Annotated in this window: 28 protein-coding genes; 2 read left to right on the top strand and 26 right to left on the bottom strand. The window is 34.9% G+C overall.

What is annotated here, in order from left to right:
- Positions 1 to 178: 178 nt before the first annotated feature.
- The 5 genes from CGEO_RS01930 to accD are packed head-to-tail and all read right to left on the bottom strand — an operon-like array spanning position 179 to position 3838.
- Positions 179 to 1102, bottom strand: a complete 924-nt coding sequence (locus CGEO_RS01930; RefSeq protein ID WP_075539806.1) for a tRNA dihydrouridine synthase — start codon at positions 1100 to 1102, stop codon at positions 179 to 181.
- Positions 1102 to 2100 carry a hypothetical protein gene (locus tag CGEO_RS01925; RefSeq protein ID WP_075539807.1) on the bottom strand — a complete coding sequence of 333 codons (999 nt, stop codon included), beginning with the start codon at positions 2098 to 2100 and terminating at the stop codon, positions 1102 to 1104. Before CGEO_RS01925 ends, CGEO_RS01930 begins: the two co-directional genes overlap by 1 nt.
- An 11-nt stretch (positions 2101 to 2111) precedes the next feature.
- Entirely contained in the window at positions 2112 to 2465 is a 354-nt protein-coding gene (dksA, locus tag CGEO_RS01920; protein WP_075493520.1) for an RNA polymerase-binding protein DksA, read from the bottom strand.
- 9 nt (positions 2466 to 2474) lie between these two features.
- Positions 2475 to 2927 carry a 23S rRNA (pseudouridine(1915)-N(3))-methyltransferase RlmH gene (locus tag CGEO_RS01915; protein WP_075493522.1) on the bottom strand — a complete coding sequence of 151 codons (453 nt, stop codon included), beginning with the start codon at positions 2925 to 2927 and terminating at the stop codon, positions 2475 to 2477.
- Positions 2928 to 2929: 2 nt separating this feature from the next.
- Positions 2930 to 3838 carry an acetyl-CoA carboxylase, carboxyltransferase subunit beta gene (gene accD, locus CGEO_RS01910; RefSeq protein ID WP_075531394.1) on the bottom strand — a complete coding sequence of 303 codons (909 nt, stop codon included), beginning with the start codon at positions 3836 to 3838 and terminating at the stop codon, positions 2930 to 2932.
- Between the two features lie 152 nt (positions 3839 to 3990).
- Here accD and recO point away from each other — a divergent pair, with 152 nt between their 5' ends.
- Positions 3991 to 4605 carry a recombination protein RecO gene (gene recO, locus CGEO_RS01905; protein WP_075539808.1) on the top strand — a complete coding sequence of 205 codons (615 nt, stop codon included), beginning with the start codon at positions 3991 to 3993 and terminating at the stop codon, positions 4603 to 4605.
- Here recO and CGEO_RS01900 read toward each other — a convergent pair.
- Both CGEO_RS01900 and CGEO_RS01895 read right to left on the bottom strand, forming a co-directional pair.
- Positions 4602 to 4934: a DMT family transporter gene (locus CGEO_RS01900; protein WP_075493528.1), complete on the bottom strand. Its 333-nt coding sequence runs from the start codon at positions 4932 to 4934 to the stop codon at positions 4602 to 4604. The two genes, recO and CGEO_RS01900, sit on opposite strands and share 4 nt — an antisense overlap.
- Before the next feature lie 63 nt (positions 4935 to 4997).
- A complete protein-coding gene (locus tag CGEO_RS01895) occupies positions 4998 to 5828 on the bottom strand; it encodes a thiamine-phosphate kinase (protein WP_075539809.1) in 831 nt (276 codons plus the stop codon).
- A 99-nt stretch (positions 5829 to 5927) separates the two neighbouring features.
- Between CGEO_RS01895 and CGEO_RS01890 the strand changes: the two genes are divergently transcribed.
- Positions 5928 to 6113 carry a hypothetical protein gene (locus CGEO_RS01890; RefSeq protein ID WP_133147181.1) on the top strand — a complete coding sequence of 62 codons (186 nt, stop codon included), beginning with the start codon at positions 5928 to 5930 and terminating at the stop codon, positions 6111 to 6113.
- A 303-nt stretch (positions 6114 to 6416) separates the two neighbouring features.
- Here CGEO_RS01890 and bioA read toward each other — a convergent pair whose 3' ends face one another.
- The 19 genes from bioA to CGEO_RS01795 all read right to left on the bottom strand — a co-directional run bounded on the left by bioA (position 6417) and on the right by CGEO_RS01795 (position 22747).
- On the bottom strand, positions 6417 to 8381 hold the full coding sequence (gene bioA / locus CGEO_RS01885) for an adenosylmethionine--8-amino-7-oxononanoate transaminase (protein ID WP_075539810.1): 1965 nt from the start codon (positions 8379 to 8381) through the stop codon (positions 6417 to 6419).
- A gap of 44 nt (positions 8382 to 8425) precedes the next feature.
- Positions 8426 to 9169, bottom strand: coding sequence for a tRNA 2-thiocytidine biosynthesis TtcA family protein (locus CGEO_RS01880; protein WP_075531390.1), 744 nt, complete (start codon positions 9167 to 9169; stop codon positions 8426 to 8428).
- Positions 9166 to 9849: a 5'-methylthioadenosine/adenosylhomocysteine nucleosidase gene (locus CGEO_RS01875; protein WP_075539811.1), complete on the bottom strand. Its 684-nt coding sequence runs from the start codon at positions 9847 to 9849 to the stop codon at positions 9166 to 9168. Before CGEO_RS01875 ends, CGEO_RS01880 begins: the two co-directional genes overlap by 4 nt.
- A complete protein-coding gene (gene fabD / locus CGEO_RS01870) occupies positions 9846 to 10775 on the bottom strand; it encodes an ACP S-malonyltransferase (RefSeq protein WP_075539812.1) in 930 nt (309 codons plus the stop codon). The genes CGEO_RS01875 and fabD overlap by 4 nt, the downstream gene beginning before the upstream one ends.
- A 3-nt stretch (positions 10776 to 10778) precedes the next feature.
- Entirely contained in the window at positions 10779 to 11393 is a 615-nt protein-coding gene (locus CGEO_RS01865; protein ID WP_075493540.1) for an FKBP-type peptidyl-prolyl cis-trans isomerase, read from the bottom strand.
- 61 nt (positions 11394 to 11454) lie between these two features.
- A complete protein-coding gene (locus CGEO_RS01860; protein ID WP_075539813.1) occupies positions 11455 to 12357 on the bottom strand; it encodes a tetratricopeptide repeat protein in 903 nt (300 codons plus the stop codon).
- A gap of 6 nt (positions 12358 to 12363) precedes the next feature.
- On the bottom strand, positions 12364 to 12843 hold the full coding sequence (locus CGEO_RS01855) for an OmpA family protein (RefSeq protein ID WP_075493549.1): 480 nt from the start codon (positions 12841 to 12843) through the stop codon (positions 12364 to 12366).
- A 66-nt stretch (positions 12844 to 12909) separates the two neighbouring features.
- Positions 12910 to 14157: a Tol-Pal system protein TolB gene (gene tolB, locus CGEO_RS01850; RefSeq protein WP_075539814.1), complete on the bottom strand. Its 1248-nt coding sequence runs from the start codon at positions 14155 to 14157 to the stop codon at positions 12910 to 12912.
- Positions 14158 to 14208: 51 nt separating this feature from the next.
- On the bottom strand, positions 14209 to 15099 hold the full coding sequence (locus tag CGEO_RS01845) for a TonB C-terminal domain-containing protein (RefSeq protein WP_075539815.1): 891 nt from the start codon (positions 15097 to 15099) through the stop codon (positions 14209 to 14211).
- Between the two features lie 3 nt (positions 15100 to 15102).
- Complete coding sequence (locus CGEO_RS01840) at positions 15103 to 15495, bottom strand: biopolymer transporter ExbD (RefSeq protein WP_075531385.1); 393 nt, start codon at positions 15493 to 15495, stop codon at positions 15103 to 15105.
- A gap of 1 nt (position 15496) precedes the next feature.
- Entirely contained in the window at positions 15497 to 16075 is a 579-nt protein-coding gene (locus tag CGEO_RS01835; protein WP_075493557.1) for a MotA/TolQ/ExbB proton channel family protein, read from the bottom strand.
- On the bottom strand, positions 16076 to 16468 hold the full coding sequence (gene atpC, locus CGEO_RS01830) for an ATP synthase F1 subunit epsilon (RefSeq protein WP_075493559.1): 393 nt from the start codon (positions 16466 to 16468) through the stop codon (positions 16076 to 16078).
- A 13-nt stretch (positions 16469 to 16481) separates the two neighbouring features.
- Positions 16482 to 17879, bottom strand: a complete 1398-nt coding sequence (atpD, locus tag CGEO_RS01825; protein ID WP_075493561.1) for a F0F1 ATP synthase subunit beta — start codon at positions 17877 to 17879, stop codon at positions 16482 to 16484.
- Positions 17880 to 17893: 14 nt separating this feature from the next.
- The gene (gene atpG / locus CGEO_RS01820) at positions 17894 to 18781 is read right to left on the bottom strand and encodes an ATP synthase F1 subunit gamma (protein ID WP_075493563.1); all 888 of its coding nucleotides are present in this window, start codon (positions 18779 to 18781) and stop codon (positions 17894 to 17896) included.
- A 9-nt stretch (positions 18782 to 18790) separates the two neighbouring features.
- Entirely contained in the window at positions 18791 to 20308 is a 1518-nt protein-coding gene (atpA, locus tag CGEO_RS01815) for a F0F1 ATP synthase subunit alpha (protein WP_075493565.1), read from the bottom strand.
- Positions 20309 to 20321: 13 nt separating this feature from the next.
- On the bottom strand, positions 20322 to 20852 hold the full coding sequence (locus tag CGEO_RS01810) for a F0F1 ATP synthase subunit delta (RefSeq protein ID WP_075493567.1): 531 nt from the start codon (positions 20850 to 20852) through the stop codon (positions 20322 to 20324).
- Positions 20852 to 21370, bottom strand: a complete 519-nt coding sequence (locus CGEO_RS01805) for a F0F1 ATP synthase subunit B (RefSeq protein WP_075493569.1) — start codon at positions 21368 to 21370, stop codon at positions 20852 to 20854. Before CGEO_RS01805 ends, CGEO_RS01810 begins: the two co-directional genes overlap by 1 nt.
- 2 nt (positions 21371 to 21372) lie before the next feature.
- A complete protein-coding gene (locus tag CGEO_RS01800) occupies positions 21373 to 21795 on the bottom strand; it encodes a F0F1 ATP synthase subunit B family protein (RefSeq protein ID WP_075531384.1) in 423 nt (140 codons plus the stop codon).
- A gap of 85 nt (positions 21796 to 21880) precedes the next feature.
- The gene (locus CGEO_RS01795) at positions 21881 to 22747 is read right to left on the bottom strand and encodes a ParB/RepB/Spo0J family partition protein (protein ID WP_075531383.1); all 867 of its coding nucleotides are present in this window, start codon (positions 22745 to 22747) and stop codon (positions 21881 to 21883) included.
- Between the last annotated feature and the right edge of the window lie 2 nt (positions 22748 to 22749).

The raw sequence follows: 22749 nt of genomic DNA, 5'->3' as shown, positions 1-22749 counted from the left end.
ACTATAAACAGCTGCTTAAGTCTGGCTAAAATTTTAGATTTTGCAAGTTTGCATGCGAATATAAGAGATTTTACGCGAAGTATTTTGCAACTATTTTTAAGAAACAATTTAATTAAGCTAAATTAAAAGTTAAATTTACATTAGAGCAGAATTTAATGATATAACTAAATTTAGCAATTTAAATTTTAAAAAATTCCAAAATTTTATCTCTCATCAAATCACAATCATTTATATGATTTACCTCTTCTCGAAAGCTTGAAGCATTTTCCAAACCCTTTGAGTATTCGTGCAAATGTTTCCTAAAAATGGCTACTCCATGCGCTCCATAGTATTTTATCATCTCTTCAAAATGACATAAAATAATGCGGTTTTTAGTAGTTTCATCTACGCTATCGCCAGTTTTTATCTCATGGAAAACCCACGGCTTGCCGATACTTCCTCGCCCTATCATCAGCCCATCAGCTTTTGTCGCGCTTAAAATAAATTTAGCATTTTGCGAACTTATATCTCCATTTGCAACCAAAGGAATGCTTACTGCCTCTTTGGCTTCTAAAATCGCCTCATAATCGACCTTTGCGCTATATCCGCCACTTCTAGTTCGCCCATGAACTGTGATAAAATCCACTCCAGCGTCCTCAACTCTTTTAGCTAAAATTCTAGGAATTTTCTCATCAAAACCAAGCCTAATTTTTGCGCTAAGTAGCTTTTTGTTTGAGTATTTTCTAATCGTTTCAAGTATCGTCGATAAGTTATCAAGATCAAGTAAAAGTGCCGAACCAGCGCATTGTTTGACAACTTTTTGAACTGGACATCCACAGTTTAAATCAATCCCATCAATCCCATCAAATTTGTTAATCACCTCAACAGCTTTTTTTATAACCAAAGCGTCGCTTCCTGCGATTTGAACGATAAATGGCGTCTCAAGCTCACTTTTTTCTAGCATTTTTAACGTTTTATCATTTTCAAACACAAGAGCATTTGAGCTTATCATCTCGCTAACCGTAACATCACAACCAAACTGCTTTACAACGCTCCGAAGTGGCGGATCTGAAAAACCCGCCAAAGGAGCTAAAAAAAGAGGTTTATTTAAAAAATCTATCATCAAAAAAGATATGACGCTGGTATGGCTTTGCCATTTTCTCGTAGTTGAAGCAGTAGGCTAAATTTCTCATTTTCTTCGCCATCGCTATAAGCTAGCTTCTCTTTAAGCTGATCTATCATACCAAGCTCATAAAGTAGGTATAAATACGCTTCCCCTGCATCTTCTTTTTCATTTTTAAGTCTATCAAACATAGCAAGTAAAATCTCAGGATTAAGCCTATCTCTTAGCTTTTTCACAAGCTGTATATACTCGCTCTCTGAGTAATCTGCCGCTACTATAAGAGCATAAAAGTCCTCTTTTGACATTTCAAAATTAGTATCATTTTCATATCTGTTAATCAACGCCAAAGCATCTTCTTTTGTAATAACTGTTTGATACTTTTTGATTTCTAAATATGAGGCTGTATTTAGTAAAACTTCATGAGCTTTTTTAACTAATTTTTCATCCAAATTTGAACCATTTTTTAAAATTTCGCTAGCGTAAGCGCTATCGTGCGCAAGTTTGTTAAATTCATTTTTTATATAGATTGGATTTTGTTTATCAAGCTTGTATTTTTTAAGCTCGACAACCTCGCCATCTTTAAGCATTTTAAGCATATTTATGATTTCTACTATCTCTTTGTTGTCTATCTCTACAGAATTTTCATGCCACGGAGATAAGAATTTAGTTACCTCTTTTGCAGTTTTATAAATTTCTGTTTTGAACTTTTTATCGGTCTCAACAGCTAAGAGTATCTCTTTTGCAAAGACTTCATAAAGCGCAGAATCGCTTTGTATAGCCTTTTTTCTTCTATATAAAGACAAGCCATTATACGCCATATGAAGCAAAGTCAAAATCGCAAACAAAAGCAACGGCAACACAAACCAAAGCGCCACCGGAAGCGTAAGTCCTATCCCGAAAATCGACGCAGTAAAACTAGAACCGTTTTGCACAAAAACTAAAATTCCAACCAAACCTATATAAATAAGCGAATAAACCATAAATTGCTTGAGTTTCATAAACTATCCTTCTAAACCTTATTTTTTTCTGAAATTTCCTTGCAAGATATACAAAGTTTAGCATTTGGTTTTGCTTTAAGCCTCGCCACGCTAATCTCCTCTTCACACATTTCGCAAATTCCATATGTTCCATTTTTTATCTTAGATAAAGATATATCGATATCATAAAGCTCTTCTCTTTGTTTGGCGCTTATAGAGTATTCTAAATTTGAGTCGCTGTTTATACTTGCCATGTCAAACTCATCAACAGCCCCACTCTCTCTTAGCTCATTTATCTCATTTGCAGAGACATTTATGTTCTTAACTATTTGAACTCGCCGCTCTTCAAGCATCTTTTTAAAAAATTCAAGCTCACTTTTCTTCACGCGTTTCCTTTATTTATGATATGGGTGATTTGCATTTATGCAAAGTCCCCTAAAAATCTGCTCATGTAGCATAAGTTTGGCTATTTTATGTGCTAAAGTTAGCCTACTTAAGCTTACTATTCTATCCATTTTTTTCTTAAATTCACCACTAAGCCCATACGCCCCACCTATAAAAAACGAAATTTGGCTTTTTGATGAGATAAGTTGTGCAAATTCTTTGCTATCTAGCATATCTCCACTCTCATCAAGTGCTATGCAAAAACCTTTGATTTTTGGCTCATAAATACTATCATAAGCAAGCAAAGACTCATCTTTTGACTTTGCTTGTGCTTTTGCTATCTTATCGTTAAAAATGGTAGTATCGTTTATCTTAGCATACTTTTTTGACATCTTTATATACTCTAAAATTTGCTCTTTGAACTCATCGCTATTTTTTTGTATAGAGTATACCGATATCTCCAAGCCTACTCCTCATCATCTTCGTTATCTAAATTTTTATCTTCTAACGCAGCTAATGCTTTTTCATCTTTTTTAGTTTTACTAAGAAGTTCTATCATATCGCTGATGTATTTTTTATGATCTTGTCTAGCAACAATGGCATCTATCAGCCCATGTTCTAGTAAAAACTCAGAGCGTTGGAAACCTTCTGGTAAATCCGCTCCAATCGTTTGCTTTATAACTCTTTGTCCAGCAAACCCAATCAAAGCGCCCGGTTCAGCCATGATAATATCGCCAAGCCACGCAAAAGAAGCGCTCACGCCGCCCATTGTTGGATCTGTTAAAACTGAGATAAATGGTAGTTTTTCATCTGCTAGTTTTTTAACCGCAGCTGAAGTTTTACTCATCTGCATTAAAGAGTAGGTGCTTTCTTGCATTCTAGCGCCGCCACTTGCGCTTACTATGACTAATGCTCTTCGTTTTTCTATACAGCGTTTTACCGCTCTTACAATTTTTTCGCCCTCAACTGAGCCTAAGCTTCCACCCATAAAAGCAAAGTCAAAAACCACAAGCTCTACATCAACGCCATTGATTTTAGCCTCGCCACTTATAACAGAGCTGTGTCTTCCTGTCTTTGCTTCGCTTTCGCTAACTCGTTTTTTATATGATTTTTTATCGACAAATTTTAAAGGATCAACAGGCTCAAGAGTTTTATCAAATTCAACAAAACTTCCCTCATCAGCTAAAAGCGCTATTCTTTGATCTGCTGTTAATCTCATGTGATGACCGCATTTTGGGCAGACATTATGACAAGCCTCCACCTCTTTATAATACATCAAAGAGTGGCAGTTTGGACACTTAATCCAATGCGCTGGTGCCTCGCTAGGATCGGCTTGCTTCCTTCTTATTTTTGAAAATATATCACCAAAATTCATTATATCAACCTTATACAAAAATTATATGATTATAACTAAATTTTCCTTATCTTTGCTTAGACTTACTAAATTTAGCCTTTTTGCGCCTTTGCAAGCATTAAATTTAGCTAAATTTATTGTATTTAAATCCTAATTTTTATACAATACAACCCATGCAAGGATATATTTTACAAATTCAAAAAATAAAAGATGAAGACTGCATTGTCTACATTTTAACTAACTCTTCGCTAGTCAAATCATACAGATTTTATGGAGCTAGGCACTCTAAAATCACGCAAGGTTACAAGCTTGATTTTGAGTTAGAGCACTCGATGACTTTTTTACCACGCCTTGTAAACACAATGCACCTTGGGCATAGATGGCTTATAAATCGTGATAAACTTTTTTTATGGCAGCAGTTTATCAGGCTATTTTATGAACATTTAAAAGAGTTAAATGATGTTGAAGAAATTTATTTTAACGTGCTTGAAGAGTGCGCACTAAAGCTTGATAAACAAAACGCAAAACGCCTTTTTATCGAAGCTTACGCTAAGATTTTAGATGCTGAAGGAAGGCTTCATAATTGCGATTTTTGTTTTTTGTGCGATTATGAGATTGGTGATAAAGTAGCACTTGCAAGAGGTTTTTTACCATCGCATGAGCACTGTATGAATCAAAATGGCTTTGATAAAGATGAGATTGAAGAGTTTTTTAAAACAAAAAAAAGCCTAAATTTAAGTGATGAAACTGTAAATAGGCTTTATAATATCTTGCTTGATGGGTTTTAACTTACAATTTTAAGACCTATGATTGATAAAATCAGCGTAGTTAAGAAAAATATCCGCCAAAACGATACCGCATCGCCAAAAAAGACTATCCCACAAACCACGCTAAGTGCCGCGCCGATTCCAGCCCAAACAGTATAAGCAGTCCCAACAGCTATGGCATTATCCCCACTCATGGCTTTATACAGTAAAAACATACTCAAGCCAACACTTAGTAAAAATGCACCTATATAAAGCCAAAACTTAAGCCCATCACTTTGCCCAGCTTTAGCTAAACTCGCCGAAAACCCAGCCTCAAAAAGACCGCCAACTATCAAATATATCCAGTTCATAAATCTAATTTTATATAATTTTACTTAAAATAATGTGAAATTATATAAAAACTTAAATTTAGCCTAAAAATGGTGCTCTTTGCACTTATTTATAAATTTTGTATTCTCATCTAGTTCAACGCACTGCCCAAAAATGGTTATTTTAGTATTAGTTTTGCAAGCGATTTTTAAAATTTTATCTTTAAATTTTGGCTTAAAAGCAAAAAGAATTTCATACTCTTCGCCACTACAAAGCTCATCTTTGCTAAGCTTTAAAAGCGGCTTAAATCCTAAAGAATTTACCTTAAGCAAACGACTTAAATCTTTACTTAAACCATCGCTTATATCCATCGCCGCATTGATGAATTTAGCCACTTTGTAAAAAAATTTGTCTTTTAAATTTGGAATGTAGAATTTAGAATCATTTGAAATCTTACCACCATTTTCAAGGATTTCAAACTCTTTTTTTACATCTCCCAAATTTCCAGTAAAAGCTAGCAAATCCCCATTGCTAGCACCTTTTCTATAAATCGGATTTTTTGTTTTTGAGATGATTGTTATACTAATAACGATTTTTTCATCGCTGATTGTATCGCCACCGATGATTTGCACCCCATACTCACGCGCAATTTTTAAAAACCCATTTGTAAGTTCATCAATCTCGCCAACGCTTATATCTTTTGGCAAGGAAACTCCCAAAAGCGCGTATTTTGGAACAGCATTCATAGCAATTGCATCAGAGATATTTACTAGCATACTTTTAGTTGCGATTTGAGTTAGACTCATCCACTCTCGCCTAAAATGCACACCCTCAACAAACAAATCCTTACTATAAACACACTTGCCAACAACTGCGCCATCATCGCCGTTTAGCGAGTTTTTAAATTTGTTAAATATATAGCTTTCTTTGTCCAAATTTTACCCTTTAAATGCGCTATTGTTTAAAATGCCAACATTATATCATTAAGCATGGCGATAAACTCCAAATTTCTACTTAAAGACATGGCATATGTTATGAAAAATTATAGCAAAAACAGACTTAACCATGCTTGCCAACACACACCTTATTTTCTACAAAATGATAGCTTAAAGCACTTTTGTCATAACTGCACAAGCGCCAACTCCAACTCCATAAAACAAGTATCATACAACGACAAATTTAATTTCATTATCACAAATCATAACAAAAACGCTGGCTGACAAACTGCTTTTTACTAAAGCAAGCTTAGCCAGTAAAATTGCGCCAAACCACGCAGAATAACTGCTAAAATAGTTTGTATTTACCAATAACTCTTTTATAATTTCAAGCACAGTTAACGTGCGAGTTTGCTTAATGATTTTAGTTAAAAAGCAGCCTTAGTCCAACAAAATCAAAATAGCCAAACTTGTGGCTGTAAAAAAGTAAATTTATACGTTTTAGTATCTGTTTATAACTAAAATTTGCTACATATTTTTACACTCAAAACATCTAAAAAGCTAGTAAAACCGCATAAAGGTTTAAAATTATCCTCTGAATTTATCCTCTTTAATCGCTACGCAAACCGCATCTGTTAGCTTTACAAGCTCATCTTTTGAGATGATAAATGGCGGCATAAGATATATATTTTTACCAAATGGACGTATCCAAACTCCACGCAAGACAAAAAACTCTTGCAAGCTTTGCACATTTACATCTTCTTTTAGCTCCACCACGCCAATAGCTCCAAGAACGCGAACATCACGAACTACGCTAAATTTAGCACATTTTGCAAGCTCTTGTTTTAAAATTTGTTCTATTTTAGCTACATTTTCACGCCAATTTGAACGCATTAAAATCTCTATGCTTTTAAGACTTACCGCACATGCTAAAGGATTTGCCATAAAGGTTGGTCCATGCATGAAAACTCCGCCATTTTGGCTTATACCATGCGCTACTTCTTTTGTCGTCAAAGTCGCCGCAAAGCTCATAAATCCACCAGTTAGAGCCTTGCCTATGGTTATAATATCAGGAGAAATTCCAGCGTGTTGATATGCAAACATCTCGCCCGTTCTTCCAAATCCAGTCGCAATCTCATCAAAAATCAAAAGCGCACCAAACTTATCACACAACTTCCTAAGTCCACGAAGATATTTAGGGTGATAAAACCACATTCCACCAGCCCCTTGAACAATTGGTTCTATGATTAAAGCTGCGATTTTGTTTTGATTTTGTTGGAAAATCTGGCTTATCTCATCAAGAGAATGCGGGTCAAAATCCTTGTTAAACGCGCATTTTGGCTTAGGAGCAAAAATCTGCTTTGCTAAAACACCATTAAACAAAAAGTGCATGCCATTTTGTGGGTCACACACACTCATCGCCCCAAACGTATCGCCATGATATCCGCCAAGCACTGTTAGGATTTGATTTTTTTCTTTGTTTTTGTTTTGTTGGTATTGAAGTGCCATTTTCAGGGCAACTTCAACGCTAACTGAACCGCTATCGCTATAAAAAATTTGATTAAATTCAGGCATGATTTCAAGCAGTTTTTTGCCTAAATTGATAGCCATCTCATGCGTTAGCCCACCAAACATAACATGTGAGAATTTATGAATTTGCGCCGTTGCAGCCGCGTTTAACTCGTCGTTGTTATACCCATGAATTTCGCACCACCACGAACTCATACCATCGATTAACTCACCACTTTTTGTGTAAATTTTAGCACCTTTTGCATATATAACCTCATGTGTTTTAAGTGGATGAAGTGCCGAGGTGTAAGGGTGCCAAAGATGTTTTTTATCAAATTCAAGGTTATCGTTTTTAAAAATTTGCTCTTTTAAAAGCTTGCTTTGAGTTTTGACAAAAGTGCTAAATTTAGCCGCCGCTGTTTTTATACTAGCATCTTTTTGATTTGGTACGCAAACAATTTCGCCTTTAAATTTAGCTCTTAAAAAATCTAAATTTGAAAGACAAATTTCATCATTTTCATCATGAAAATTTAGCACTAAAAGCGGAATTTTAACGCCACGATTTTGTAAAGCTTCAATGCTAAGTAGTATGTGGTTTAAACATCCAAGCTCATTTTTAGCTACTAAAATTGCTGGAATTTGACTAGCGCTTATAACATCGATGAAATTTTCACTCTCGTTTAAAGGAACAAAAAGCCCACCAGCGCCTTCAACTAGCGTTATATCGGCATTTTTTGCGTGATTTTCTATATATCGTAAAATCGCGCTCATTTTTATTTCTACATTTTCTAAATTTGCACTAAAGTGTGGAGAGGCTGGAAATTTAAGAGCAAAAAGTGGCTCATAGTCGTTTTTAGGATTTATTCTTTCATACTCTTTTACATCTGGCGCTTTAAGTTTTCCATCACAAATTTCGCAACCAGTTTGAACCGGCTTTATCGCTTTTGCATTAAATTTAGCATCTAAAAAAGCTTGTAAAATAGCACAAGTTATAAAAGTTTTGCCAACATCTGTATTTGTCGCAGTTATAAAAAAAGAGTTCATCTAACGCCTCGTTTATCATAAATTTAGGACAAATTTAGCTTGTCCTAACAGTTAAAAAATGTATCTGTGTGTATGTTTTCAAAAGCAGATTTTAAGCTTATGAAAAATTTCGGATTTTCTTTTTCAAATTTAGCCAAAAGCTCTTTTGTTTCAGCTCTTGCGCGCGGCTCTTTGTTGCCGTATTGTTTGGCTGGACAAGAGTCCTCTTCGTTCATTATCGGCAATTCGTTTTTTATAGCACAATCCCTTAGTTGGCGCTCTCTTGCTAAAATCAATGGGCGGATTAAAACCAACCCATTTTCGGCAGTATACTTTGGCGCAAGAGTTCTTAAAGCACCATTATAGGTTAAATTCATAAAAAAACTCTCCGCAGCATCGTCAAAATGGTGCGCGATAGCGATTTTGTTAAAACCATTTTCAATCGCATAACTATAAAGATAACCTCTTCTCATGCGACTACAAAAGCTGCAAAATGTCGTATTTTCGCGAATTTTTTCCTTACCATACTCAAAAATTCTACTATTTATCACATGATGAGGGATTTTATGCTCTTTAAGATGAGCTGAAACTGCGCTAAAATCCTCACCTATACCATAGCTTAAAGTTGCAGTTTGAAACTCCCAATCTAGCGGACTAACGCGCGAAAAATGTTTTAGCAAATGAGCTAAAACCATACTATCTTTTCCGCCACTTAATCCTAGCAAAATTTTATCTCCAGCTTCAAACATACTGTATTTTGCGTTAGTCTGTCCAACTACACGCAAAAGCTTTTTGCTAAGTTCAATCATAACCTATCAACCATCTTTAAAACAAAATTTGCACTTGTTTTTGCCGAATTTACCATAAACTCATCAAAATCAAACTCCGCTTTTTCGCCAGCTTCATCGCTGATTGCTCTCATTATAAAAAATGGCATACCAAGCGCAAAGCAAACTTGCCCAACACTTGCCCCTTCCATCTCTACAGCAGCAGCATCAAAAGTGCGTAAAATCCACTCTTTTCTACTCTCATCACAAACAAACTGATCTCCACTTGCAATAATTCCGCTGGTTAAATTTATACCAAGTTCGTTTGCAACATCAACTGCGATTTTATTTAACCTCTTATCAGTTTCTACAAAAACAGGGCTTCCAGGAACAAATCCAAAAGGGTGCCCAAAAGCAGAGATATCAAGATCGTGCTGCACTACTTTAGTAGCAAAAAGCACATCGCCGATTTTAAGTCCAGTTTTTAAAGCTCCAGCCACGCCGGTAAAAAGCAAAACTTCAGCACCAAATTTTTCACGCATTATAGTAGCGCTCATCGTTGAGTTTACCTTGCCTATCTTTGAATAAGCGATGATAAGCTCGTGGTTTTTATAGTTTGCTAGATAAAATTTATTATTAGCGTAATCAATCTCTTTAGTTTCAATTCGTTCTAAAAGTGGTGCGATTTCTTCTGGCATAGCACCTAAAATAGCCACTTTCAAAACTCACCCTTAGCAAAGCTCATAAACTCTTCAAGGCTTTTTATATCAGTTATCGAATAAGTTGGCTTAGAGGTGATTTTTTTATTCATTCCTTTTAAAACACCAGCGCCAAACTCAACATAGCAATCAACGCTAGAATCGATGTTTTCTATGCTTTGTTTATATAAAACCGGCTTAACAAGTTGCGCTTTTAAAAGTTGTAACGCTTCATCTTTGCTTGTATATGCTCTAGCTATCACGTTTGATACAACGGGATCAAATTCATCTTTTATAAGTGGCTCTAACTCTTTTACTAAATTTTCACTCGCATCTTTTAGTGTCGGACAGTGACTAGCTACGCTCATGTTTAAAAGCATAGCTCTTTTTGCGCCAGCTTCTTTAAATGTGCTTTCTAATTTGGCTAAGTCATCTTTGTTTCCAGCGACGACGATTTGTCCATCGCAGTTGTAGTTTGCTGCCCAAACTTGAGCGCCATTTTCTCTAGCATTTTGACAAATTTCTTCAACTTTGCTATCTTCAAGACCTAAAATCACCATCATAGAGGCATTTTTACCTTCGCAAGCTGCTTGCATAAATTTACCTCTACTGTTTACTAGCTTTATAGTATCAATCAAATCAAGCCCACCGCTCACTCCAAGAGCGCTAAATTCGCCCAAAGAGTGCCCAAGAGTTAAATCTGCTTTTAAAGCCATACTCTCTTCAAGGGCTAAATAACACATGAAAGAATTTAGCACTATTGCCGGTTGAGTAAACTCAGAGATAGCCAAATTATCATTTGGCTCAAATAGCAATTTTTTAAAATCAATACTGCAAAAATCGCTTGCTCTATCTAAAATTTCTCTTGCTTGAACAAAATTTTCATATATCTCTTTGCCCATGCCAACAGCTTGTGAGCCTTGACCAGGGAAAATAAAAGCGTATTTCATAAATTACGCCTTGTGTTTTCCGCAGCATCCACCATTTTGTCCATGATGCTCGCCACCACAACACTCATCTTCATCACTATGGTGTCCATGCCCACCACAACATCCGCCTTCTTCACCATGGTGATGTCCGCCACCATTTCCGCATGCACAAGATGCCGCACCTGCTACTACGCCACTTGCTGCTTCATCAGCGTCAGCTTCTCTGTTTTCTACTATCTTTACTTTAAACTCTAAATCTTTTCCAGCATATGGGTGGTTAAAATCTATCATAACCTCTTCATCGCCGATTGCTTTAACGATAACTCTAGCAGTTGAACCATCTTCGCCTTGACCAAAAAGCTCCATGCCTTCTACTAGCTCAATACCTGCAAATTGCTCTTTTGGTAAGCTTTGAACAGCTTCGTTGTTATACTCGCCTATACCTTCTTTTGCCTCAATTTTGATAGTTTTTTCATCATTATTTTCTAAATTTACAACATCATCTTCAAGTTTTTGTAAAATTTGACCAAGTCCTGTTACAAATGATATAGGCTCTTTGTCCCAATTTGTCTCTAAAAGTTCGCCACTATTAGCATCTTTTAGCTCATAAAACATAGTTATTACTCTGTTATTAGCCATAATATTTCTCCTATTTAATTAAATTTTGTTGATTTTACATAAAAAAAGTTAACAAGCTATTTTATTTTTTTATAGCTTTTGCTTCTGCACTATTTGGGTATTTGCTCTTTAACACACTGTAGAATTTATCAGCACTACTTTTATCGCCTATTTTTTCTAAGCTGATTGCTGTATGGCTAAGAAGCGTTGGCATGTAGGTTGCATCATCTTTGTGTTTGATACTTTTTTGATAGCTAGTTATAGCGCTAGAATATGACTTTTGATTATACGAAATTTCTCCAAGCATAAAATTTGTAAAAGCTGGTTTATAATTTTTACTAGCTAAATAATCATAATTTACTTTTGCTTTTGAGAACTCTTTTTTGTTAAAAAGATCTTGTGCATCTTGTATAATATCTTCTTTTTTCATATCATCGAAAGCCACGACCTTTTTTGCTGGTTTTTTTGTTTGAGTTTGGCTTGATTTTTCTTGTGTTTTAGTAGTAGTTTTTTTGGCTTGAACTACCTTTTCATCGCTTTTTTGAACTAAATTTTCATTTTTTTTTACGCCTTGTGTTCCAAGCTTTTGATTAATCACTGCAATTTGTGCTTTTAACTCTTGTATATCTTTTTTTAATCCTGCAATATCTTCGCTTGTTACTGTAGATGCCGATTTGTCTGCTAACTTACTAACTTTTCCAGTAGTTCTAATCTCTAAATCAGACACTCTGCTTTCAAGTTTTGAAATTTGAGAATTTGAACCCTCAAGAACGCTTCTTAAACCAACTATATCTTCTTCGTGGGTTTTTAAAGTAGCTTGTATGTTATCAACTCTTTTTTTATTAGCAAGAAGTACTTGTTCATTTTCTGTAAGTCCGTATGGATTATCAGAAGCTATATTACCCGCTTCAAAAACAGAAACTTCCTCAGCAAAAGTGAAAGAAGTGGCTCCTATAAGAGCCACCATTAATAAAATTTTCTTCATATAAGATTAGAAAGAAACTTTAAATTCATCACGTCTGTTTTGAGCATCGCAAGATTTTGTTTTATCTGTACAAACCGGATTGCTCTCGCCATAGCTTACTACAGAAACTCTATCAGCGTTGATACCTTCACTAACCAAAGCATCTTTTACAGCTTTCGCTCTTTTTAAGCCAAGCGCATAGTTATACTCATCTGTTCCCCACTCATCGCAGTTGCCTTCTACTTTAACATTTAAAGCCTCTGCGCCAGCTTGGTTGAAAAGTGCTGCATTGCTGTTTACAACTGGTTTTTGATCAGCTTTTACATTGTATTTATCGAAGTCAAAATATACATTTTGAACATCGTTTTGAATTTGTGATGCAAGTTGCGCAAGCTTCTCAGCATCTGTCATTTGAGTTTGACTCATGTCAACCTCTGGAGTTTTCTTGCTACAACCAGCTACAAAAAGAGCAACTACTGCTACTGAAGTTAAAACTATATGTTTCATACTACTACCACCTTTTATTAAGATTTTTGTGAATTATATCACAAATTTAAAAAAATTACTATAAGCTCACCAATCCAAAGATTGAATTTTACCGATTTTTAATGGAAATTGAAAACTTCTGTTTTCATTAACTCTTATTATACCAACCGCACTTTGATAACCTGAATCTTTTATATAAATAATACTTCCGCCATCGCTTGAAAATCTAGGGAACATATTTTTACCACCAGCTGTTAGCTGTCTGATATAATCAGTTTGAGTTGATATCATATATATGTTAAATTCTCCATTACTTTCACGACTTGAATAGACTATATAACTTCCATTTGTGCTAATCGAGTTGTTATTTTTACCATGAAATACCATCTGTTCGACATTTCCGCTACCTATATCTTGCGCGAAAATATTTGGATAACCAAGTCTATCGCTTACAAAAACAACCCTACTGTCATTATCAACAAAATTTCCATTAACATCGATTCCTGGATAGTTTGTTACCTTTGTTTTACTTCTACTTCTCATATCATATATAAAAATATCTGCTTGCTCTTCTGGCGCATCTGTTATAAGCAGTTTTGAGCCATCAAGGCTAACATCAGACGCTATAGTCATGCCTCTACCGGTAAATATTTGACTTTTTCCGCCATTTGAAAGATTATATTTATAAATAGTTGGAATATTTCCATTTATATAAGTTGTGTAGTAAAATGCCTCTTGGGCGGCTCCTGCCCATTTTGGAAATATATTTAAGCCGCCATTAACCACGCTTTTTTGATAAGTTAAAGTATAATCGGCTATTAAAATTTCACTTGTTTTTGCAGATGTGTATCTTGAAAAAAGTATCATCTTGTTCATCCAATCAACATCTGAATAACCCAAACTCTTAACTATCTCAGCAACCACGCGATGAGCTAAAAATGGGAATTTGTTTCCATCTTGCATATCAAATTTAGACTCATAAACAACGCTTCCATTAGTTGCATTTAAAACCTTTGTTTTAAGACTCATAGATGAGTTTTTAGAACCACTTACTTCATATCTTACAATCAGCGCTGGAGTTGAAGCTAAATTTGTAGTGTAATCTCCATCATATGAGCTTTGGTAATAACTACTATCTACTTCAAAAGTTGCTCCAACTTTTAAATCACCAACCATAAGTTTAAAAAACTGGTTTTGCAAATTTACATCACTTAAATTTGATGCATCTTGGACAACTATCTTGGGTAAAGAAACGCCTTGATTTACGATAGTTGTCGTTGCATCATCTGCAAAAAGAGCTAAACAAAATGAAAAAATTAAAAAAATTTTTTTCACACTTTCTCCTTTAAATTTTATTTTCTAATTCTATTATATATTTTTAAATTTCTAGTTATTTATCAGATCTTTCATCTTGTATCTGTGTATATAAGGCTTGCCATCTGGTGGCGAAGGGAACTGTATGCGCTCGACGCGAGATAGAAAATCTCTAAATTTTTGATTAAATTCAGTACTAAAAGAAAGCTGCGTTATAGTATAACTTAGCTTTCCGTTTTTATCTATAGTTATCTCAACTGTAGCATCTTGGTTTGGTAGCGCACGATACGTTGACCATATGTTTGTTAGCGTACTATCAACCTCGCCTATAAATTTATTATAAACGCCTGTTCTTTGTGACTTTCCTCGAGCCTCGTCGCCTTTGGTGGTTGCATTTTGAGTGCTTGTGTTTTTCTTAGTCGCACCAGTCGTTACTTTGTCGCTTTTTTTTCTGCTTTGAACCGCTTCTTCGTTTTTCTTAATAGCATCTTGATCAATGCTAGCAAAAAGATCACTTAAACTATCCTCTTTTTTTACCACTTTTTCTGGCTCTTTTTTAGATGTTTTATTCTCATCAACTTGTTTTTGCGCAAGTGGAGATAGCGTGGTTTTTTCCTCTTTTGCTTTATCTTCGCTTTTAGCTTTTTCTGTTTTTTTAGGAGCTTCTTCTACTTTTTTATTTGTAGTTTTAAGTTTTTCTTCTTCATCTGGTTTCTCTGCTTTTTTATCTATATTTTTCTCTTTAGTATCTGCTTTTTGAGGTGCGATTGGTGTTGGCGAGTCATCTATATCTTGCAGATAAATATCCATATAGGCATCTTTATCTTTTGTATATTTTACAGATGCAAGCTCACTTTTAGTCGCCGTATAAAGTAACGCTGATATAGCAAAAATATATATGATTATAGCTACTAGAAGCGATGAAAGCTCTGGAAAATTTACGCCAACTTTTTTGGTTTGCATATTTTACCCAGCAGTTTGAAGAGCGACTTTTATAAATCCTGCTTTTTTGAGTGTTTTTAAAACAAACATAACATCGTTATATACCAAATTTTTATCAGCTTGGATATAAACAGGAGAATTTAAACTATATTGCGATGAAAGCAAGGTAAGATTATCTGGAAATTCTGCCAAACTCATAGAGCTATTATTTATATGAACTACACCTTTAGCATCAACTCTTACAATCATATCTTGCTTTGTGTTGTTTGAACTTTGTTTTTGTGAGCCATCAGGAAGTAAAATTTGCTCTTCGTATATGATAGCCGGAGTCGTTACCATCAAAATAGCAAGCAAAACAAGCATAATATCAACAAGTGGAGTGATATTAAGCTCTGGTTTTTCATCGTAGTTGTACATTTTAGCTCTCGTTGTTTGCCGAATTTATTAAGATAACATCAGCAGATCTTCTTAAAATACTCATGATTTCATATGATTTTCTTTTTATAAGAAGATGAAAAGTATAAGCAGGAATTGCTACAAAAATTCCAGCTCCAGTCGCAACTAAAGCTTCACTAATAGCTGGTGCGATTACGGCTAGTCCAGCATTTCCAGAACCCATCTTAGAAAAAGTTTCTAGTATAGATACAACCGTTCCAAAAAGACCGATAAATGGCGATGTAGAAGCTATAATCGAAAGCCATGTAAGTCCACTCGTAGAGTCTTTTTCCGCTATAGACAAGCAGACATCTAACTTCGTTTTGCTTACATTTGTAGTTGCACATCTTTTTAAAACAGATGATATGTTAGAATTCTTTGCTCCTAAAAGCAAAGAATCAAGGGCTTTACTCTCTTTAGCTATCCATGAATTTAGCCCTATAGTTCTTGATATCAAAATCGTAAATGTTAGTATAAAGTAGATTGAAAGCCAAGAAAGCACAAATATTGTTATAAATGTGCTTCTTGAAATGTAACTTAGAAATATATCAAATAATTCCACTTATTTGGACCTTACCATTGTTTCCATTTTAGCAATTGTTGTTGCATATGCTGAACTTTCGCCCCCCATAGCATCAATAAGCTCTTTTGCTTTGCTTAAAGACTCTGCTATAGCGCTCTCGCTTTTACCGCCAACATAAACAGCGCCATCTGCTAAAACGCTAACTTTAGACTCATCTACTTTAACATATCCCCAGTTGATAGCAACGATATCTTTTTCGTTATCTAAATGCACCACTTCTATCAAACCAGCACTAAGTAACGTTACTAAAGCTGCGTGTCCTGGTAAAACTCCAAACTCGCCTTCTTTTCCTGGAAATTGAGCTGATTTTACCTCGCCTGAGAAAATCATACCTTTTGGTGTGACTATCTCTAATTGAAATCTATCATTCATTTTAGTCTCCTTATCAGCCTCTTAATTTTTCAGCTTTTTGGATAACCTCATCAATATTTCCAACCATATAAAATGCATTTTCCGGTAAATCATCATATTTACCATCTAAAATTCCTCTAAAGCCTTCCATAGTCTCTTCAAGTGTTATATATTTTCCAGGGCTTCCTGTGAAAACTTCAGCAACGAAGAATGGTTGAGATAGGTATTTTTCTATCTTTCTTGCTCTATCAACTACAAGCTTATCCTCTTCGCTTAGCTCATCCATACCTAGAATTGCGATGATATCTTGCAAATCTTTGTATTTTTGAAGAACAGCTTGAACGCCACGAGCTATTTTATAATGTTCTTCGCCAACGATTTGAGGATCAAGCATTCTTGAAGTTGAATTTAGCGGATCAACTGCTGGATAAATTCCTTTTTCAGCTATGCTTCTGCTAAGAACTGTTGTTGCATCAAGGTGAGCAAAAACTGTAGCAGGTGCAGGGTCAGTTAAGTCGTCTGCTGGAACATAAACAGCTTGAACTGATGTGATTGAACCTTTTTTGGTTGATGTGATTCTTTCTTGAAGTTTTCCCATCTCGCTAGCAAGTGTTGGCTGATAACCAACTGCTGAAGGGATTCGTCCAAGAAGCGCTGACATCTCTGAACCTGATTGTGAAAATCTAAAGATATTATCAATAAACATCAAAACATCAAGCCCCATCTCATCTCTAAAGTATTCTGCCATCGTAAGACCAGTAAATGCTATACGGTTTCTTGCCCCTGGTGGTTCGTTCATCTGTCCATAGCATAGGGCAACTTTATCCAAAACGCCAGAGTCTTTCATCTCATTATAAAGGTCATTTCCCTCTCTGGTTCTCTCGCCAACACCAGCAAATATAGAATAACCACTATGTTTAAACGCAACATTGTGAATAAGCTCCATAATAATAACTGTTTTACCAACACCAGCACCACCAAATAGTCCAACTTTACCACCTTTTGAATATGGAGCTAGTAAATCAACTACTTTAATACCTGTTTCAAAAATTTCACTTTTTGTGCTTTGATCTTCAAATGCCGGAGGATCTCTATGAATCGACCATTTAAGATCAAATTTCTCATCTTCTCCCTCATCAATCAAATCTCCAATAACATTGAAAATTCTTCCAAGAACTTTTTCGCCAACTGGAACAGAGATAGGTCCACCTAAAGCAGTAGCTTCAAGTCCTCTTCTTAAACCATCGCTCATATCCATAGCAATAGTTCTTACTCTTCCATCACCAAGATGTCCAGCTACTTCAAGAACAAGTCTTCTTTTTTCGCCCTCAACATCAAATAAAACTTCGATAGCTTCGTTGATTTGTGGTAAATACCCTTCAAAATCAACATCAACTACCGGACCAGTAATTTGACTAATTACGCCTTTCATTAACTCTCCTTAATTTATTTCATCGCTTCAACGCCACTGATAATCTCGATTAATTCAGTGGTAATAGAACTTTGTCTTGCTTTATTATAAGCAAGGTTTAAAGCACTTACTCTCTCTTTTGCATTGTTTGTTGCATTTTCCATAGCATTCATTCTAGCACTATGTTCAGCAGCCAAACTATCAACTAGCGCATAATACATACCATACTCTAGATATTTTCTCATCAATTCATCTAATATATTAGATGCATCATCAGTTGGTTCAAACTCCATCAAAGAGCCATTTTCCACCTCTTTAGCAGCTGGCGGTTCGACTGGAACGACATCATTGAGTCTAATCTCTTGAGTAATCATATTTTTATATCCGTTATGAACCAAAATAACTTTATCAGTTTGTTTGTTTAAAAAGTCATCTATAGCACTTTTGATGATACCTTGAGCTTTCTCATATGTTGGAGATGCACTCACGCCGATATATTTTTCATAAAGCTCAACGCCTTGAAAGCTAAAGTACTCAACGCCTTTTTTACCAATAGCTCTTAAGCGAATTTTAACTTTTTTATCTTGATACTCTTTAATAAGGTTTTTAACAGTCTTTATAGTCTGTATGTTAAACCCGCCACATAAACCTTTGTCTGCTGTGATAAAGATGATATCAACGATTTTAATCTCGCTGTTTTTATCAAAAAAGCGACTTATCCTCTCTTCAGCTGGAATGCTTTTTAACTGAGCTGATATTTCACTTAAGACCTCGTTTATCTTAAGAGCATAAGCGCTTGATTGCCTAGCAACATCTTTGGCTTTTTTTAGCTTGACGTTTGATACAAGCTTCATGGCCTTAGTTGTTTTTTCGGTATTTTGAACGCTTTTAATCTGCTCTTTTATATCTTTTAAATTTGCCATAATTTAGCCTTATGCAACTGAAAAAGTCGCTTTAAATTCGTTTAGTGCCTTAGCTAAAGTATCCTCAAGATCTTTATCAAGAGTCTTTTTATTTCTTATCTCTTCAAAAATTTCTGGATATCTAGCTTCGATATATGGGTAAAGTTCTGATTCAAATTTACCAATAGCACTAACTGGAATATCATCTAAGAAACCTCTTGAGCCTGCAAAAATAATCGCTATTTGTTTCTCAACTGGAAGTGGTGAATAAGGTGGTTGTTTTAGAATTTCAACCATTCTTTGACCTCTATCAAGCTGTTTTCTACTGCTCTCATCAAGATCACTTGCAAACTGTGCAAAGGCTTGAAGTTCACGGTATTGCGCAAGGTCAAGTCTTAGCGTTCCTGAAACTTTTTTAATCGCTTTGATTTGCGCTGAACCACCAACACGACTAACAGATAAACCAACGTTAATCGCAGGACGAATTCCAGAGTTAAATAAATTTGACTCAAGGAAAATTTGACCATCTGTAATAGAAATAACGTTTGTTGGGATATACGCAGATACGTCTCCGGCTTGAGTTTCGATAATAGGAAGTGCTGTTAAACTACCAGCTCCTAAAGCATCACTTAACTTACTTGCTCTTTCAAGAAGTCTTGAGTGTAGGTAGAAAACATCGCCAGGATACGCCTCACGACCCGGAGGACGACGAAGGATAAGTGAAATTTCACGATATGCAACAGCGTGTTTACTTAAATCATCATATATGATAAGCGCATGGCGAGAGTTATCTCTAAAATACTCACCCATAGTACAACCTGAATATGGAGCAAGATATTGAAGAGCTGCTGATTCGCTTGCACCCGCTGAAACAACTATAGTATAGTCCATAGCGCCATACTCTTCTAGTTTTTTAACTGTTTGTGCTACTGTTGATTGTTTTTGTCCGATAGCTACATATATACATATAACATCTTGACCTTTTTGGTTGATGATTGTATCGATTGCAACTGTTGTTTTACCTGTTTGTCTATCACCGATAATTAGCTCTCTTTGACCACGTCCGATTGGAACAAGTGCATCGATTGCTTTAAGGCCTGTTTGAAGTGGCTCATGAACTGATTTTCTAGCCATAATGCCTTTTGCTTTTTCTTCAACAAATCTTGTCTCTTTTGACTCGATTGCTCCTTTTCCATCTATCGGCTCACCAAGAGCGTTTACAACACGACCTATGATAGCATCGCCGACTGGAACACGAAGAAGTTTGCCAAGTCTTTTTACGCTGCTTCCCTCAACTATACCAGTTGTATCGCCAAGGATAACTATACCAACAGTGCTTTCTTCAAGGTTAAGTGCGATACCTTCAACGCCATTTTCAAATTCAACCATTTCATTAGCCATAACATTTTTTAGGCCATAAACATTTGCAACACCATCACCTACCGAAACGACTTTACCCGTTTCTTCGATGTCAACACTGATATCAAAATTCTCAATGCGCTCTTTTATGATATTGCTAATTTCGTCAGCTTTAATCTTAGAACTCACGCTTTTTCTCCTTTTATATTGCTTTTAATATATATTCACTCATATCTTGTTTCAATCTATCGACTGAAAAACTAATTTCAACGCCTAATTCATCTAGGTCTACTTTGATGCCATTATACTCACTCTTAACATACTCAAGAGTTATATTTGCACCAAATTTCTTTGACAAACTATCTTGCATAGCCTTAATTTGGCTATTATTTATCTCATCTTTTGAATAAATCTTACCTATAAATTCATTATTTAAAGATGCAAGTTTTGTTTTAAGTCCTGCTAAAATCTCAGGTATAAGACCTAATCTTTTGTTTTGAGATAAAATTCTTAAAAAATTTCTAAATTTATCAGAGATGTTTTCTAATAAAGAAAAAACCAACTCTTCTTTTTTTTGAGCAGCAACTACTGGCGAGTTTACAATAGCACTAAATTTATTTAGCTTAAAAGCTTGTGTTACAAGCTCTAAATTTTTTATTATATCTTTTAACTCACTTTTATCAAACTCTTCTATAAGGGCGTTTGTGTATTTTTTTACAACTATATTATTCATCAACCAACCTTTTTATGGATTACATCAACAAGCTCATTTTGGCTAAGTTTGATGCTCTCATCTGCAAAAGTTTCATCTAAGATTTCAGATACAACAGATTTTGTGATTTTTTTGCTTTCAAAATCTTTTTTGTTATCATAATTTCTTTTTAAATGTTCAATCTCATCTTTAGTAGATTCTTCAATTTTAGTTTTTGTTAGTTCAATCTCTTTTCTTGCAACTTCTATCAAAGAAACAGCACGAGTTTTAGCAAGTTCTAACTCTTTTACAGCTTGTTCTTTTTTATCTTTTGACTCTTTAAGTTTAGCTTGATTCTCTTCTAATCTTGCTGCAATTGAATTTATTCTATTATTGTAGGCATTTTTTATAGGACCTTTTAAAAAATAGAACAAAATACCGAAAAATATAAGAAAATTCACAGTTCTTGGAACTATATCATAGTCTTTTGGGCCATCGCTTACCGATGCAAACACTACACACGGAATAACCGCTAAAAGCATAAAAAACAGTTTTTTCATAGCTAAATCCTTGCCAATCTGTCTTTTATATCGGTTTTAAACTCTGGAAGTTTTTCCCTAAGACTCTTTTTTAACTCATCTTTACTTTGAGCTAATTCTTCTAGATATGTCTCAAAATCAGCCTCAAATTCATCAGCTTTTGCCTTTAACTCTTTGCTGGCCTTAGTTTTAATCTCATCTATACCAGACTGTTTGATAGACGCTGCTTCATCTCTAGCTTTATCAAGAATTTCTTTGATTTTTGCTTGTTCTGAGCCAACATCACTCAAATTCTGATTTGCAAGCTCTTCGTCTCGTGATATAGCAGCTTCTCTAGCATCCATAAAAGCCAACAACGGCTGATACAGAGTTTTGTTGAGATATACAACTAGCGCTAAAAAGACGACTATAGTCAAGATAAATGCTGGCACATCTAACTCAATCATCCACCCTCCTTAAATTTTTATTTTAAATATAAAATCCCATTATTCTACAATAATAATATAAAAAAACAGATAAAACGAAATATTTTTAACTAATTTTTCTAATTAATTCTTGAATTTTTGAAATTTCTTTAAATTCTATTGATATTTTTCCACTTTTGATAGTGGCTTTGCCGAAGCGATTTAAGCTATTTTTTAAATTTTCCATCTCATTAGATAAATTTATATCTAAAGTTTTAGCTTTGCTTGGATTTTTAGTATCTTTTTTATCTTTGATTTTTTTAACTAAATTTTCAGTATCTCTTACATTAAGTTTTTGACCGATAATTGTATTTAATACTTCTAACTCATCTTTTTTATCAAGCCCAACTATGATTTTAGCGTGACCTTGAGAAATTTTTCCTTCACTTAAAGCAGCTTTTGTCTCATCGGTTAAATTTAGAAGTCTTAGTGTGTTTGTAATCTGCGCTCGCGATTTTTTAACGATTTCTGAAAGTCCATCTTGCGTTATTTTATACTCTTCAATCAACTCTTTATATGAGTTTGCAAGTTCAATTGGGTTTAAATCCTCTCTTTGAATATTTTCAATTAACGCAAGCTCTCTTAAATTCTTAGACTCGATATCAGCAACAACTGCCTTTATAGTATGCTCACCTAAAAGTTTAGTAGCGCGAAATCTTCGCTCACCTGCGATTAATATATACTCATCATCTTTTTTAAAAACGATTATTGGCTGTATTAGTCCGTGCCTTTTTATCGATTCGCTTAGCTCTTTTAGTGCATCTTTATCAAAATTTTGTCTTGGTTGATATGGATTTGGTCTTATTTTATCAACTTCAATCTCTAAAATAAGATCTCTTTTTCCGCTCTCTATCTCTTTAGTATATGCAAGCTCAACATCGCCTAAAATCGCGTCCAGTCCTCTTCCTAAGCCACTTCTTTTAACTTTTGCCACTA

It is taken from the genome of Campylobacter geochelonis, from assembly GCF_013201685.1.
Lineage (GTDB): Bacteria > Campylobacterota > Campylobacteria > Campylobacterales > Campylobacteraceae > Campylobacter_B > Campylobacter_B geochelonis.
The sequence above is the reverse complement of the archived record's forward strand: the minus strand, read 5'-3'. Positions and strand labels throughout refer to the sequence as shown.